Source organism: Acidimicrobiales bacterium (genome assembly GCA_041394245.1).
In the GTDB taxonomy this organism is placed as follows: Bacteria; Actinomycetota; Acidimicrobiia; order Acidimicrobiales; family Aldehydirespiratoraceae; genus JAJRXC01.
In genome coordinates, this window is record JAWKIR010000004.1 from 105,468 (window position 1) to 120,373 (window position 14,906).

Below are 14,906 nucleotides of genomic sequence, written 5' to 3' on the forward strand. Positions count from 1 at the left end.
TCAGGCGACCGGCCGGCGGGCGCTGTCGCCGTTGTGGTCGAAGCGGGCCCCGTCGATCTCGGCCCCGATCAGCGCAGCGAGGGCCGTGAGGTACAGCCACGCCATGAGCGCAGCCACGGCGCCGAGTGAGCCGAAGGTCGACTCGATCCGTCCGAAGTATCCGTAGACGACGCTGAGTCCGATGGTGCTGAGGACCCAGATGGCGGTGGCCACGATGGCGCCCCACGAGATGAAATGGAACCGTCCGGTGCGGTGTCCCACGACGGCTCGATAGAAGAGCGCGAGTGCGGTGGTCGAGATGAGCAGGGTCAGTGGCCATCGGCCGATCGAGACGGCCCAGCGGTAGACGCCGCCGACGTTGGCGCCGTCCATCACCGGCGGAAGCACCACGACGAGCCAGATCATCGCGGCCGCTGCGGTCACCGCCACCACGCTCAGCCGTAGCGCGAAGAGGCGTCCCTGGAGCCAGTTGTGCGGGCTGGGGACCTCGTGGGCGATCCGAATCGCCATCACCATCGCGTTGATCGCGCTCGAGATCGCCCACGCGACACCGATGAGGGCGAACGCGAGTCCGACCGTGATCTCGGTCCTGTCGACGACGGTCACGTTCTGGAGTTGCTCGATCAGGAGTTGACCCGCCTCCTCGGGGAGCGCGTCGACGAGCGGTCGGAGGTGCGACTCGACATCGGAAGGCGACGCCACGAGCCCGTAGACGGCCACGACGGCGATCATCGCCGGGATCAGCGAGAAGACGCAGGTGAAGGCAACGCCGCTCGCGACCAGCATGGTGTGGTGCGCGGTGATGTTGCGCACGATCGTGCGCAGTTCGGGACGCCCGGCGCGCGCCCCCGGGGTCGGGACGCGTTCAGTGATGGTCGCGGGTCCGCTCCGTCATGGAAACGACGCTAACGGGCGGTGCGCGCCCAACCAGTGACGCTCACCCGCCGCCGCACGAGACGGACGCCACTGCCGCTCGTCGGGGGGTAGGTGCCGTCCGTGGGCGAACATGGGGGCATGAACCCCGCTGCGCTGCTCTCGGTATCGAACGCCCTGACCCCGGCGCGCAACCAGATGGCGCTGTCCCTCGGATGGCACATCATCCTGGCCTGCTTCGGAATGGCGCTGCCGGCGATGATCTTCGTCCAGCACCGTCGGGGGCTGCGCGGCGACGCCGACGCGCTCGAACTCGCGAAGCGCTGGTCGAAGGTCGGCGCCGTGCTGTTCGCGGTCGGCGCAGTCAGCGGGACGATCCTGTCGTTCGAACTCGGTCTCCTCTGGCCGGGCCTGATGGAGCGGTTCGGCGATGTCGTGGGGCTCGCCTTCGCACTCGAGGGGATCTCGTTCTTCACCGAGGCGATCTTCCTCGGCATCTACGTCTACGGCTGGGGTCGCCTCCCGGGCCGTGTGCACTCGCTGATGCTCGTGCCGATCATGGCGGCGGGGGTCATCGGGTCGTTCATGGTGGTTTCGGTGAATGCGTGGATGAACGCCCCGACCGGCTTCAGGATCGACGAGTCCGGGGAGGTCGTCGACGTCGATCCGATCGCTGCGATCTTCAACGACCACGTCTGGCTCCAAGCCGCGCACATGTACCTCGCCGCGATCATGGTCGTCGGGTTCACGATGAGCGCGGTCTACGCGGTGCGCATGTTGCGGGGCCACACCGACCGTCTGCAGCGGCTGGGTGCGATCGTGCCCTTCGTCTTCGCCGCCATCGCCACGCCCCTCCAGCCGGTGGTCGGGCACTTCGCGGCCCAGCGCATCGCCGACGATCAACCCATCAAGCTCGCCGCCATCGAGGTGTTGGAGGAGTCGGAGGTCAGTGCTCCGCTCCGGATCGGCGGCGTGGTGATCGATGGTGAACTGCGCGGCGCCATCGAGATCCCGATCCCCGGTCTGCTGAGCTTCCTGGCCCAGAACGACTTCGATGCCGAGGTGATCGGTCTCGACACAGTGCCGGCCGACGAACGTCCGCCGGTGGGCATCGTCCACCTCGCCTACACGCTGATGATCGGCATCGGCACGTCGCTGGTGGTCTTCGTCGGCTGGGCGCTCCTTCGTCTCCGGGCCGCGCGGCGGCGCGGGCTCCCGCATCCGTGGACCCATCTCTTCGAGAGCCGCCGATTCCTCCGCGCGATGGTCGTGGCCGGCCCTGCCGCGATCGTGGCGCTCGAGACGGGCTGGATCACAACCGAGGTCGGGCGTCAGCCCTGGATCGTTCACGGCGTGCTCCGCACCGAGGATGCCGTCACCGACGCCGGATACATCTGGGTGACGTTGGCGGTGCTGGTCGTCGTCTACGCGGGCATGACCGTGGCCACGCTCGCCACGATCTTCTCGATGTCGCGTCGTTGGGCCGCCGGCGAGAAGGACCTCGCCACGCCCTACGGCCCTGCCGGTGAGCTGGGCATCGCCGAGGACGATTCGTGAGCCTCGTCGACGCAGTCGCTGCCGCCATGTTCCTCGCGGTCGTCCTCTATGCCGTGTTCGCGGGTGCCGACTTCGGCAGCGGTGTGTGGGACCTCGGAGCCGGCGACGCGAAGAAGGGCGGACGACTACGCCGGGTGATCGACCACGCGTTGGGGCCCGTGTGGGAGGCCAACCACGTCTGGCTGATCTTCGTCCTGGTGTTCATGTGGACCGGCTTCCCCGATGCGTTCGCCCAGCTGATGCGCACGCTCGCGATCCCGTTCTGGCTGGCCGGCCTCGGCATCGTCCTGCGCGGCGCCGGGTTCGCGTTCCGGAAGTTCTCGCCGTCGCTTCGGTGGGCGCGAGTGGCCGGGGTGATGTTCGCGGCCTCGTCGCTGATGACGCCGTTCTTCCTCGGCACCATCGCCGGTGGGGTCGCATCGGGGCGGGTCCCGGCCGAGGGGACCGGCGATCTCTGGTCGTCGTGGATCAACCCGACATCGCTCGTCGGTGGCGTGCTCGCGGTCCTGACGTGCACCTTCCTCGCCGGCGTCTTCCTCGCGGCCGACGCCGCGGGGCTCGACGCACCCCGACTCGCCGATTCGCTCCGGCGCCGCTCCCTGGTAGTGGGGGCGGTGACCGGCGTCGCCGCCCTGGCGGGCATCGTGCCGCTGACCGCTGATGCCGAAACGCTCTCCGACGGGCTCGTCGGCCGGGGCGCACCGGCGGTCGTCGTCTCGGCCCTCGCCGGTCTCGTCACCCTCGTGCTGCTGTGGAGGAATCGTCTTCGGCAAGCGCGTGCGTCGGCGGCGGTGGCGGTCGCCGCGATCGTGATCGGCTGGGGCGTGGCCCAGTATCCGTGGATCCTCGTCGACGAGATGCACCTCGACGACCACGCGGCGGAACCGGCGACGTTGTGGGGACTGATCGTGGCATCCGCCGCGGCCGGGGTCCTGGTCGTCCCCCCGCTCGTCTACCTCCTGGTGCTCGCCGACCGGAACCGTGTCGGGGTCGAGTGAGGCGCCCGCGCAGCCGGTGACGATTCGCCGGGCCTACACTCCGCAGCCATGACGGCAGAGACGGCAGCAGAGACGGCAGCAGAGACGGAGACGGGCGCCGAGGACGTCGCCTGGAACATCGAGACCCTGGTGGCCGACGTCGCCGGCAAGAGCGGGGTGGAGGGAGCCCTTGCGCTGCTCGACCGGGCCGACGAGCTCGCCGCCGCGCTCACCGCCGACGCGAAGGGCAAGCTCGCCGACGCCGAGGCAGGCCAGATCGCCGATTGGCTCGGGACACAGGCCGAACTCCTCGATGCCGCCCACCGGGCCGCCAACTACGCGTCGCTGCGTTTCTCCACCGACGTCGCCGATCCGGCCAACGGCGCCTTCATGGCCCAGATCCAGGAACGCACGGCAGCGCTGAGCGCGGAACTCGTCTGGTTCGAGCTCGAGTGGCTCGCCATCGACGATGAGCGGGCCGAGGCGCTGATGAGCTCCCCGGAGCTCGCCTCGCACCGGCACCATCTCGAGACGTCCCGGCTGCGGCGACCCCATGTGCTCTCGGAGGCCGAAGAGAAGCTGCTGGCCAACAAGGCGCCGACCGGGCGTTCGGCATGGGTGCGCCTCTTCACGGAACTGACCTCGGCGATCAGGGTGGAACTCGACGGTGCCGAGATGCCCCTCGACGCGGGACTGTCGCGTCTCATGCATCCCGACCGTGACGTGCGCCGCACGGCCGCCGATGCGGTGACCGCAGGGCTCGCGCCCGGGCTGCGCAACCGGGCGTTCGTCTTCAACACGCTCCTCGCCGACAAGAGCACCGACGACCGTCTACGCCACTATCCGACCTGGATCTCGGCGTGGAATCAGGGGAACGAGGCGAGCGACGAGTCGGTCGAGGCGCTGGTCGAGGCCGTCGTAGGTCGCTACGACCTTCCCCAGCGCTGGTACCGGCTGAAGGCCCGGGTGCTCGGCGTCGAGCGGCTGGCCGATTACGACCGCGGTTCGTCGGTCGCCGAGACCAACGTGCACGTGCCCTGGGACGAGGCGAAGGCGACGGTGCGCGACGCCTACGCGAGCTTCAGCCCGGAGCTCGCCCACATCGTCGATCGCTTCTACGACGAGGGCTGGATCGATGCCCCGGTCCGAGACGACAAGCGGGGCGGCGCCTTCTGCGCGTACACCGTGCCCGACCATCATCCATACGTGTTCCTCAACTACACGGCGACCCCCGGCGATGTGCTGACCCTGGCCCACGAGCTCGGGCATGCCGTCCACGGCTATCTGTCGCGTCCTCAGGGGATCTTCCACCAGTCGACGCCGCTGACCCTGGCGGAGACGGCTTCGGTGTTCGGTGAGACCGTGACCTTCGAGCGGCTGCTCGATCGCACCGACGACCCCGGCGATCGCTTCGCGCTGCTCGCCCAGCAGGTCGAGGGCAACATCGCGACCGTCTTCCGTCAGGTTGCGATGAACCGCTTCGAGAACGCCGTCCACACCCACCGCCGCGAGATCGGCGAGCTGTCGACCGACGACTTCGCCGAGCACTGGGCAACGACCCAGGGGGACCTGTTCGGCGACACGGTGGAGGTGACCGAGGGCTATCGCAGCTGGTGGTCCTACATCCCGCACTTCATCGGGACCCCCGGCTACGTGTACGCCTACGCCTACGGCCAGCTGCTGGCACTCTCGGTCTACGCCCAGTACGAGGCGCAGGGTGCGGCGTTCGTGCCGAGCTATCTGGAGCTGCTCGGCGCGGGCGGGTCTCGCTGGCCCGAGGAGCTCGCGGCGATCGTCGGATGCGACCTCACCGACCCGGCGTTCTGGTCGTCCGGCCTGGAGATCGTCGATGCCCAGATCGCCCGGGCCGAGGCGGCGGCGGAGGCCGCCGGTCGCGTCTGACTCAGGGGTCGTCGGTTGTGGTCGAAGCCCCTTGGTCGTCGGTGTCGGACGACTGATCGGGCGCCTCGTCGCTGCTCTTTCGGATCGGGCTGAGCGAGATCTCGAGTGCGGCGTTGACCAGTTCGATGGGGGCACGGGCTCCTTCGATGAGTCCACGCCCCACCAGGACGCCGGCCTCGCGCCCCGACGGACGGCGGATCCATCCCAGCGACACGAACACCCCGAGGGAGAGGGCGGCGAGGGCACACATGGCGATCGTCACGATCAGCCAGCCGTTGTCGTTGGCCGTGCCCGGAAGGTTCTGGAAGTTCATGCCGAAGAAGCCCACGATCAGGCTCAGCGGCAGCATGATCGCGGCATAGATGGTGAGGACCTTGCTCACCTCGGTGGCCTTCTTGGCCTCCGCGCCGCGATAGGCCTCGAGCGCCTCGGTGAGCGCGGTGCGTGCGGCGTCGATCCCCGTGCTGACCCGCGACGCCACGTCGAAGACGTCGGAGCAACGCCGCTGCCCCGACCGGGTGATCAGCGGCGACGTCGACACCCGGAGCAGATCGAGTACTTCGCGCTGGGGTTGGACGGCTCGGCGCACGGCGGCGAGGTCTCGGCGGACGAGCGTCACCTCGCGGATGAGCGACCCGTCGGCCTGGAGCGCAAGCTCGATCAGGTGCTCGATGCGGGCGTCGAACACATCGAGGATCGCGACGAGTCGGCGGGTCAGGACGTTGGCGAGCCGGGCGAGGAGCTCGTCGGCGCCACCGCTCGTCAGCTCGACGCGCTCTTGGACCTCGGTCCACAGCGCCTCGATCGCCGGGGAGTGGCGCCGTCGTATGGTGATCAGGACACGCTCCAGCAGGAAGCAGTCGACCTCGTAGGTCGCGACACGGTCCTCGGCCAAGCCGTGGAGGATGACCAGCAGGGACTCGCCGAAGTCCTCGGTCTTCGGCAGGTCGCCTTCGCTCATCGCATGACGGACCGCCAGCGGGTCGAGCTCGAACCTGGCAACGAACGCCACCAACGCCGCCGTGTCGCCCGGCTCGACCCGGATGTCGATCCACCGCCATTTGATGTCGTCGGCCGGGTCGACGCCGATGTCGGCGACGACGGCTGGGTCCGGTCGAGCACACTCGAGTGCGCGGATCTCCATGGCGCAATGATCCCGCGTCGCGACGTCGTGGTCGGTGATCCTGTCGGCGGTGAGTCCGTCGCGCCGGCGCGGGCGGACTGAGTGTCACACGGCCTCGACACACTGATGCTCCGCTCGCCGGCGGCGTGTCGCCGGTCTCTCGAGACAGAGGGAGACCGCGTATGTGCATGCGTTGCGATGGTTACAGCTGGGAGGAGATCGCCCGCCACACCGATCTGGTGATCCGGGTGCACGGCTTCACCACGATCCATGTGGAAGACGAACGGCCGTGGACCTACACGGTCGGTGCCTTCGAGAGCTGGGACCAGCCGGAGTTGATCGTCGTCGACATCGAACCCGCCATCCAGAAGGCGTTGATCCAGGCGGTCGGCGAGGACTATGTCGACTTCGGCGAGATCAGTCCCCAAACGCTCGAGCTGCTCGATGTGGAACTGGTGACCGTCGATGCGTCGCACTTCGACGACGGGTTGGTTGCGGCATGGGAAGGCCGCTATTCGATGGCGGCGTCGACCGGCGACTTCGTCCAGCTGCTTCCCGGGCCGTCATGGTTCTGCGGCGACTGCCGTCCGCGGCAGCGGCGTCTCGACGAGGTTCGTCGAGCATCTTGAGTCGTGCTCGGGCCCGTGCAGGTCGATCGTCGGACGGTGACGAATCGCACGCCGTCAGCGAAAGGTGTCGGCCTCCCGTGGTGCGATCGTCGATCGGATCGCGGCGAGGCTCGCGGGCTCGAGTTCGACCTCGTCGCGGATCGCCGCGGTGGCCTGCCATGTCGACTCGTCGGCCAGTTCGGCAGGCACCGCGTCCAGTGCGACGGCGACGTACTCGCCGACGCACGGCGAGCCGATGCAGATCCACGTGTCCGGTGGGCGGCCATCGTGGTGCAGGCGCGCCACCATCGACGCAGTGGTCGTCGAGATCAGTCGTCCGTGCATGCAGACCGTCACGCCCGACAGGTCGTCGCCGAGTTCGGTCGGGGGCGGTACGGCCTCGGCCTCGTGGCCGGGGCGCCCCCACGGCCCGGTGCCGTGGTCTCGAAGTGTGGCGATCGCGATCGTCGGGTCGAGGGCACGATTCTGGGTTGCACATGTGGTGGTGGCGCGAAGACGGTGGTCCGCCAGGCGAGTGTCGACGCGGGCATCGTGCCAGTCGTGCGTCGAGAAGCCCGCGGTCACACCGGGCGACGCCCGGGTCCACCCGCTGCCGAGGGTGTAGCGGTTGGAGATCGCACCGTGCCCATCGAGGGGCGCCGCCACCCAGTCGGCGCCGAACGTCTCGACGACCCATCCGCCTCGTGCATCGGCGATGAGGAACGAGGAGTCGTAGGGATCGTTCGCCGTGGCGTCGCAGCTCCCGCCCTGGCCGTAGCGAGTGAGCAGGTCGGTGATCACATCGCACGCCTCGTCGGCGGTCGCGCCCCGTTCGAGGCCGAGCCGGACCAGATCCATGCCGATCAGGGCGGGATCATCGTCGTGGGTCCGGGCCGCCCAGAGGCGTTCGTTGCCGATGGCGACGCCGTGTTCGTTGACCCCGTGCTCGGCCCCCCACAGCCACGTGGGCTGCGAGAGCAGCATCCCGTGGGCGCCGTGGTCGGGAATGGTCAGGTATTGCGTCTCGGTCGTGGCGTTGCCCCGTCGGGCCGGATGCCAGCGCACGACCTGGGCCTCGTCGCGGGGTCGGTCGCTGTTCTTGGCGAAGAGCGCGCCGCCGGCGCCGAAGGTCGCGAACGTGTCGCACATGCTCAGCCCTCCACGAGTCGCCGGACGACGTCGTCGACCTCGATGTCGTCTCGGTCGCGGAGATCGGTCAGGGCCCCATAGATCTCGGCCGCCGCCTGGTGGAAACCGGCGGGGAGGCCGGCGGCGTCGAAGGTGGCGGAGATCTCGTGCATCTCGGCGACGAAACGCCAGGCCTTGGGGGTGGTACCCCGAGCAGTGCGGGGCAACTGGTCGACGAGTTCGGGGGTGAGCGTCGACCATGCATGATCCAGCCCCTCGACGACCCCCTCGATCTCGGCCAGCGCCCGGATCGCGAGCAACAGGGCACTCGTTCCCTTCGTCCACGCCGCGAACGCCATCTTCACCGCTGATGCGGCGCCGGGTTCGTCGCCGACATGGTGGGTTTCGAGCGGCCCGCTCGCGAACAGGGCGGCGACGGCATCGCTGCGCGCTCGATCGCCGGAGAGGTAGAGGACCGTGAGTCCGGCGTGTCGGGCCGGTGGCCCGACGATCCCCCCGTCGAGTGCCAGCGCCCCACCGGCACCCACGGTGGCCGCGATGGTGCGCGCGGTCTGGGGAGCGACGGCGTTGGCGTCGAGATAGACACCCGAGAAGCCGAGCGCGGCCACGTCGCGAGCGACGGCGAGCGCGTCGCCGGGCGGGCACACCGAGATGATCGTGTCACTTCGCCCGACCAGGGCATCGAGCGTCCCCACGTCGTGGAGCGCGTCGGCCTCGGCGCGCTCCTGGGTCGCCGGGCTGCGGCCCTGCGATGCCCACACCACCTCGTGACCTGCACCGACCAGCGCAGCACCGAGTGAGGTGCCCATCGAGCCGGGGTGCAGGATGCCGATCGACATGGACCCCAGTGTGGCAGTTCGGATCGCTCGGCGTGTCGCCTGCCGGCGGTGAGTGTCACACCCCCTCGACATGATGTGCACATGCTCACCGTGGTCGCCGCCGGACATCGTGTTCTGGTCGATGCCGTCGCCCAATCGATTGCCGACGCGGAGGAAGCCCGCGTCATGCGTCGAGATGCGACGGCGATGGTCGAACGCATGGCGGCGCAGGCCCGGGCGGCCGGCGTTGTCCATCCGGTGGCGGCTGCGGTGGCACGTGGTGCGCGGGTCAGTGAGCTGATCGGGCCCGAGGAGTTCGCCGAGCGTCACGGCCTCTCGGTTCCCGAACTGTTGGCGGCGGAGGCCGGCGACACGCGCTTCGGTGAGCTGCCTTCGGGCTATGACCGCGTGCTGGCGGCGCTGGGCCTCGACCTGCTGAGCCTCGCCGATCTCGCCGCGTCGTGGCAGCAGCCTGCGTCCGCACAGGAAACGCTCTTCTGAACATCGTTCCTACCGGGTGGTCACATCTGTCACGTTCCGTGGTGGTGCGTGCGGGATGTACCCGACCCTGCCAACCTTGACGTGTGCATCGGGCGGGGTGCGCAAGGTGGGAAGAGGTTTTGGCGTGTTGAAAATCGAGGGAAGGCAGACGAAGGACTGCCCGGAGGCGGCCGAGAGCCACCTCTCCGAGGGCGAGGGGTTGCTCATTCTGGGAGTGCTCACGGGATCGTGGGTGATCGCCATCGGGTTCGGTTGGATCGTCTGGCGATTGACACCGTTCTAGATCGAAGTCGCCGGTAGCGGCGGGGCGCGCGAAACTCGTCGGCCATGAGACGATCTCTTGCCCATGGACTCGCCGTCGTGCTCGCCGCGGCACTTCTCGCCGCGGCGTGCGGGAACGACGGTGATGACGGCCAACCGGCCCCCACGACGAGTGGCACCGCCCCCGTCGCCACCGATGACCTCGAGACCGACGGCAACGGCACCGTGCCCGACGACGGTGGCTTCGCGGGCTCGATCGATCTCGTCGTCGATCAGGACCCCGGTTGCGAACTGATCGGACACGAGTGTCTCCTGCCGTTCCCGAGCGATGCGCTGACCGTGGATGACCCGTCGTCGTCCACCGGGCGCCGCGTCGCGCTCCCCGCCGCGCTCATGCCGCAGAACAGCGCGGGCGTTGCGGTCGACCCTTCTCGGCAGAATCGCGCCGATGGATTCTCGCCGGGCAGCGCCGCGCTGGTCCTGATCCCCGGTGTGGATCCGTCCGGATCCGCGCTGCCACCCGTGACCGACATCGCCCGGTCGCTCGATGCCGATTCGGGAAGTGTCGTGATCGATGCCACCACCGGTGAACGCTGGCCGCATTGGGCCGAACTCGATGCCAACGCCGTCGATCCGTCACGACAGGGGCTGTTCATCCGCCCGGCGGTCAACTACCCCGACGGCCACCGGATCGTGATCGGGCTGCGCAATCTCATCGACGAATCGGGCGCGGCGATCGAACCGACCGACACGTTCCGCGCCTATCGCGATCGACTCGAGAGCGATGTCGCCGAGGTCGAGGCTCGCCGGCCGGCCATGGAGCGGGTGTTCGCCGACCTCGACGCCGCGGGGGTCGCCCGAGAAGACCTCGTCATCGCCTGGGAGTTCACCGTCATCTCGACCGACAGCCTCACAGGTCCACTCGTCCACATGCGCGACGACGCATTCGAGATCCTCGGCGACGCTGCGCCGGCCTTCACCGTCGACTCGGTGAATCGTGACGACGACGACACCTACACCTACATCGAGGGGACCTACGAGGTGCCCCTCTACCTCACCGACGACGGGACCACGGGCAACGGTCTGAACCTGGTCGACGATCCCGACCTGCCCACGGTGAACGGCACGTGGAACGCCGTGTATCGCTGCATGATCCACGACAACACCACGGCCGCCGACCCGGGAGGTGGGGTGATCTACGGACACGGCCTGCTGGGGACGCGCAACCAGGTCACGTCGGCCGGGCCCCGACTCCTCGCCGAGCACCACAACCATGTCGTGTGCGGCACCGATCTGATCGGCATGGCCGACGACGACGTCGTCAATGCGCTCACCGTGCTCGGCGATCTCTCCTTGTTCCACACCCTGAGCGATCGCCTGCTCCAGGGGCACCTCAACACCCTCTTCCTCGGTCGTCTCATGCGGCATGCCGACGGGTTCGTCGCCCACGACGCGTTCCGTGACGCCGACGGAAACGCGCTGCTCGACACCGAACAGCTCGCCTACTACGGCATCAGCCAGGGCGGGATCATGGGGCCCGTGTCGACCGCGGTGTCGACCGACTGGGACCGCGGCGTGTTCGGTGTGCCCGGCATCAACTACTCGACGTTGCTCAACCGCAGTGTCGACTTCGACACGTATCAGCTGGCGCTGAATCCGGCGTATCCCGACAAGCTCGACCAGGCCCAGCTGCTGCTCATGATCCAGATGCTCTGGGACCGGGGCGAGGGCAACGGCTACGTCAACCACTACACGGACCCGTTGGAAGGGCTGAACGAGAAGTTCGGCCTGATCCACGGGGCGTTGGGTGACTTCCAGGTGGCCAACGTGGCGATGGACGTCATGGCCCGATCGATGGGTGCCGCTGCGGTGTGGCCGGCGTTCGGCGAGGGGCGATCGGCCGACGTCGAGCCGTTCTGGGGGATCCCGCGCATCGAGGACTATCCGTTCGAGGGTTCGGCCACTGTGATGTGGGACAGCGGCGCGCCCGTCGCGCCAGTCGAGAACATCTCGCCCAGCGAGGGCACGGACCCCCACGAGGACCCGCGCCGACATCTCGTCGCGGTCGAGCAGATCGATGCGTTCCTGCGGACCGGAACGGTCATCGATGTGTGCGGCGGCGAGCCCTGTATCTCGCCGCCGCGCGGCTGACCGCCGGCGCGGCACGGCCGACCCCGCGCCACGTGCGAACATGGCAGGGTGTTTCGTCGTGTCATCGCCGGTCTGATCCTCGGTCCCGCCCTCCTCATCGGGTCCATCGCGTGGTGGGGGTTCCTCTCCCTGCGGACGGTCTTCGACGAGAGTCGAACCGAGACGATCGCGGAGGAGCTGCTCGACAACGAGGCCGTGGTCGACCAGATCGGGGCCAACATCGGCCGTGCGCTCGAATCGGCGATGCCCGACTCGATCCAGCTCACCGATGCGCAGGTCGATGCCGGCGTGCAGATCATCCTCACCGATCCGGTGGTCCGCTCGCTCATCATCGACTCGCTCGGGACCACGCATCGGGCGTTCCTCGGACTCGACGATGCGCCGGCGACGATCGACCTCGGACCGGCGCTCGCGTCGTCACGTGAACGCATCGGGGCGGTGGCGCCCACCGTCGCCGCCGAGATCCCCGAGGAGTTCGAGGTCGAGCTCCCGACCGAGCGGATCCCCGACGCATCGCCCCTCAAGGGATTCCTCGAACGAACCGTGCCGCTCCTCGCCGCGCTGTCGGTCGTGATGGCCCTGCTCGCCCTGCTGACCACCAGCGATCGTTCGAAGGTGCTGGGGAAGGCGGCACGATGGGCGATCGGCACCACCGCGTTCTATCTCGTCGTCGGCCTCGGTGTTCCCTACCTCCTCCGGGAGTTCGCCCCCGACCAGGCCGAGGTGCTGGCCGCGCTGCTCACGGCAGTTCTGCGGGCCGCCCTGTTCCCGTCGATCGTGCTCGGTGGGATCGGCGCGGTGCTCCTGGCGTTGTCGATGTTCTGGCCCGACGGCACCCGCTCGCGGGAGCGGACCCGCCGCCCCACCGCTGCGCCGGTGCCCGCGGCGGCGCCGAGCGTGCCTCGGCCCGCGCCGGTCGCCATGCCCCGGACGGCGCCCCAGACGGCTCCGCCACCGGCGGCGCCCTCGGCACCGGCGCCGCGGCCGGCGCCCCGGCCGCGGCCGACCGCACCGGATACGACCACGGCCATCCCCACGGCGCCGGCACCGAGTCCGGCACCCGCCGCAGCGCCGATCGTGCGCCCGCCAGTGGCCCCCGAATCGCCGATGGCGCCTCGTCCCACCCTGCCGACGCGAGCCAAGCCGCCCGACCCGATCGTCCTTCCGGCATGGACCGGCGACGGACCGACGGAACTCGGCGATCTTCCCGTGGTCGATCCCGACACCGATCCCGACAGCCATGCCGGCGTCGCCGACCCACCGAAGTGGCGACCGCCGACCTGGGTCGAGGGTCACGGCTGGGTCATGGATCCCGATGATCCCCGCGATCCGCCCAACAACGCCCGCTTCGTCGACGGCGTGGGCTGGGTCGTCCCCGGTCCGCCGCCGGCCTGATCAGGCGAGCGATCAGTTGATGCCGCGGGCCTGACCCTCCCAGTAGGGCGCCCGCAGCTTGAACTTCTGGAGCTTGCCGGTCGCCGTGCGGGCCAGCTCGTCACGGAACTCCACCGATGTCGGGCACTTGTAGTGGGCGATCCTTGCTCGGCAATGGTCGATGATCTCGCGTTCGTCGGCCGTCGAGCCGGGAGCGAGCACCACGAGTGCCTTGACCGTTTCTCCCCACTTGTCGTCGGGGACACCGATGACGGCGACCTCGGCCACCGCCTCGTGGGAGAAGATGCAGTCCTCCACCTCGATCGACGAGATGTTCTCGCCGCCGGAGATGATGACGTCCTTCTTCCGGTCCTGCAGATTGACGTAGTGCTCGGCGTCGATGAAGCCGCCATCGCCGGTGTGGAACCAGCCGCCGGCGAGGGCCGCAGCACTCGCCTCGGGGTTGTCCCAGTAGCTCTTGAGCACGACATTGCCGCGGGCCAGCACCTCGCCGTCGGCTGCCGTGTCGATCGTGATGCCGAGCGCCGGGTTGCCCTGTCGGGAGAGCTTCGTGGCGCGCTCCGCCGGGGTCAGGTCGTCCCACTCCGCCCGCGTGCGGTTGATGGTCAGCAGCGGCGCGGTCTCGGTCAGCCCGTAGATCTGGATGAACTCCCACCCGAGCTCGGTCTCGACCCGTTCGATGGTGCGGGTGGGTGGCGGGGCCCCGGCGACCACGATGCGGACCCGACCACGGCCGGGGATCTCGCCGTCCCATTCGGTGGCGGCGTCGAGCACCGCGGCGACGACGGCGGGTGCGCCGCACATGATCGTGACGCCGTGGCGTTCGACCCGACGCAGGATCTCGGCCCCGTCGACCTTGCGGAGTACGACGTGTTGGGCGCCCATGCCGGTCATGGCATACGGCATGCCCCATCCGTTGCAATGGAACATCGGCAGGGTGTGGAGGTAGACATCGCGATCGCTCACCCCGGTGTGCCATCCGAAGGTCGCGGCGTTGATCCAGAGGTTGCGGTGGGTCATCTCGACCCCCTTGGGCCGAGCGGTCGTCCCGCTCGTGTAGTTGATCGTCGCGGTTGCCGACTCTGACGGTTCCCACGGCTGCGGCTCGACGCCGATGCGATAGAGCGCATCGGATTCCTCGCCGGCGACGAACCGATGAGGCACCTCGATGTCGCCGAGCGTCTCCTCCAGTTCGGGATCGATGATGAGTACCTCGGCACCGCAATGACGCACGATGTAGTCGACCTCTTCACGGCTGAGCCGGAAGTTGATCGGCACCGCAACCCGTCCGAATGCGCTGGTCCCGAACAGGTGCACGAGCACGCGAGCGGCGTTCTGGGAGACGATCGCGACGCGGGCACCGAGCGGGAGTCCCAGCTCGTCGAGGCCCGCCGCGAGCCCACGCGACAGTTCGTCGAATCGTCGATAGGTGAGCTCGCCGAGCGACGGCGCTGGTTGGTCGTCTTCGTCGATGATGCCGATGCGATCGCCGTAGACGAGCGCCGCTCGGCGGAGGTGATCGGCGATGGTCAGCGGTACTTCCATGGAACCCCCTCGAGTCCGCCGAACCTAGCGCGAGCCGCCCGTCGGC

At 69.0% G+C, this 14,906-nt stretch carries 13 protein-coding genes; 8 read left to right on the forward strand and 5 right to left on the reverse strand.

The genetic code is table 11. The annotated features are described in order from the left end of the window. The gene (locus tag R2707_19275; protein ID MEZ5247236.1) at nt 1-813 is read right to left on the reverse strand and encodes a YihY/virulence factor BrkB family protein; all 813 of its coding nucleotides are present in this window, start codon (nt 811-813) and stop codon (nt 1-3) included. A gap of 183 nt (nt 814-996) precedes the next feature. Here R2707_19275 and R2707_19280 point away from each other — a divergent pair, with 183 nt between their 5' ends. From R2707_19280 to R2707_19290, 3 genes are read left to right on the forward strand one after another with little or no spacing between them, the layout of a single operon-like run. Continuing rightward, nucleotides 997-2,430 carry a cytochrome ubiquinol oxidase subunit I gene (locus R2707_19280; GenBank protein MEZ5247237.1) on the forward strand — a complete coding sequence of 478 codons (1,434 nt, stop codon included), beginning with the start codon at nt 997-999 and terminating at the stop codon, nt 2,428-2,430. Further along, entirely contained in the window at nt 2,427-3,428 is a 1,002-nt protein-coding gene (locus tag R2707_19285; protein MEZ5247238.1) for a cytochrome d ubiquinol oxidase subunit II, read from the forward strand. The genes R2707_19280 and R2707_19285 overlap by 4 nt, the downstream gene beginning before the upstream one ends. Nucleotides 3,429-3,476: 48 nt before the next feature. Further along, on the forward strand, nt 3,477-5,309 hold the full coding sequence (locus R2707_19290; GenBank protein MEZ5247239.1) for a M3 family oligoendopeptidase: 1,833 nt from the start codon (nt 3,477-3,479) through the stop codon (nt 5,307-5,309). A gap of 1 nt (nt 5,310) precedes the next feature. Here R2707_19290 and R2707_19295 read toward each other — a convergent pair whose 3' ends face one another. Further along, nucleotides 5,311-6,453 (reverse strand): magnesium transporter CorA family protein, encoded by a 1,143-nt coding sequence (locus R2707_19295; protein ID MEZ5247240.1) that lies wholly within the window; start codon nt 6,451-6,453, stop codon nt 5,311-5,313. Nucleotides 6,454-6,620: 167 nt separating this feature from the next. Here R2707_19295 and R2707_19300 point away from each other — a divergent pair, with 167 nt between their 5' ends. Beyond that, entirely contained in the window at nt 6,621-7,061 is a 441-nt protein-coding gene (locus tag R2707_19300; GenBank protein MEZ5247241.1) for a DUF4262 domain-containing protein, read from the forward strand. A gap of 54 nt (nt 7,062-7,115) precedes the next feature. Here R2707_19300 and R2707_19305 read toward each other — a convergent pair whose 3' ends face one another. Both R2707_19305 and R2707_19310 read right to left on the reverse strand, forming a co-directional pair. Next, entirely contained in the window at nt 7,116-8,189 is a 1,074-nt protein-coding gene (locus tag R2707_19305; GenBank protein ID MEZ5247242.1) for a hypothetical protein, read from the reverse strand. A 2-nt stretch (nt 8,190-8,191) separates the two neighbouring features. Further along, entirely contained in the window at nt 8,192-9,028 is an 837-nt protein-coding gene (locus R2707_19310) for a DUF1932 domain-containing protein (GenBank protein MEZ5247243.1), read from the reverse strand. A gap of 81 nt (nt 9,029-9,109) precedes the next feature. Here R2707_19310 and R2707_19315 point away from each other — a divergent pair, with 81 nt between their 5' ends. From R2707_19315 to R2707_19330, 4 genes are all read left to right on the forward strand, one after another. Next, on the forward strand, nt 9,110-9,508 hold the full coding sequence (locus tag R2707_19315; protein MEZ5247244.1) for a hypothetical protein: 399 nt from the start codon (nt 9,110-9,112) through the stop codon (nt 9,506-9,508). A gap of 124 nt (nt 9,509-9,632) precedes the next feature. Next, complete coding sequence (locus R2707_19320; protein ID MEZ5247245.1) at nt 9,633-9,791, forward strand: hypothetical protein; 159 nt, start codon at nt 9,633-9,635, stop codon at nt 9,789-9,791. A gap of 44 nt (nt 9,792-9,835) precedes the next feature. Then, a complete protein-coding gene (locus R2707_19325) occupies nt 9,836-11,920 on the forward strand; it encodes a hypothetical protein (protein ID MEZ5247246.1) in 2,085 nt (694 codons plus the stop codon). Nucleotides 11,921-11,968: 48 nt separating this feature from the next. After that, entirely contained in the window at nt 11,969-13,315 is a 1,347-nt protein-coding gene (locus tag R2707_19330; protein ID MEZ5247247.1) for a hypothetical protein, read from the forward strand. Nucleotides 13,316-13,327: 12 nt separating this feature from the next. On the opposite strand, the gene R2707_19335 is transcribed toward R2707_19330, so the two are convergent. Beyond that, nucleotides 13,328-14,860 carry an AMP-binding protein gene (locus R2707_19335; GenBank protein ID MEZ5247248.1) on the reverse strand — a complete coding sequence of 511 codons (1,533 nt, stop codon included), beginning with the start codon at nt 14,858-14,860 and terminating at the stop codon, nt 13,328-13,330. Nucleotides 14,861-14,906 lie beyond the last annotated feature (46 nt).

Excerpts from the sequence above, each read along its gene's own strand:
- R2707_19290 (MEZ5247239.1), top strand. The coding sequence starts at position 3,477 with ATGACGGCAGAGACGGCAGCAGAGACGGCAGCAGAGACGGAGACGGGC.
- R2707_19315 (MEZ5247244.1), top strand. The coding sequence starts at position 9,110 with ATGCTCACCGTGGTCGCCGCCGGACATCGTGTTCTGGTCGATGCCGTC.
- R2707_19335 (MEZ5247248.1), bottom strand. The coding sequence starts at position 14,860 with ATGGAAGTACCGCTGACCATCGCCGATCACCTCCGCCGAGCGGCGCTC.
- R2707_19310 (MEZ5247243.1), bottom strand. The coding sequence starts at position 9,028 with ATGTCGATCGGCATCCTGCACCCCGGCTCGATGGGCACCTCACTCGGT.
- R2707_19300 (MEZ5247241.1), top strand. The coding sequence starts at position 6,621 with ATGCGTTGCGATGGTTACAGCTGGGAGGAGATCGCCCGCCACACCGAT.
- R2707_19295 (MEZ5247240.1), bottom strand. The coding sequence starts at position 6,453 with ATGGAGATCCGCGCACTCGAGTGTGCTCGACCGGACCCAGCCGTCGTC.
- R2707_19325 (MEZ5247246.1), top strand. The coding sequence starts at position 9,836 with ATGAGACGATCTCTTGCCCATGGACTCGCCGTCGTGCTCGCCGCGGCA.
- R2707_19305 (MEZ5247242.1), bottom strand. The coding sequence starts at position 8,189 with ATGTGCGACACGTTCGCGACCTTCGGCGCCGGCGGCGCGCTCTTCGCC.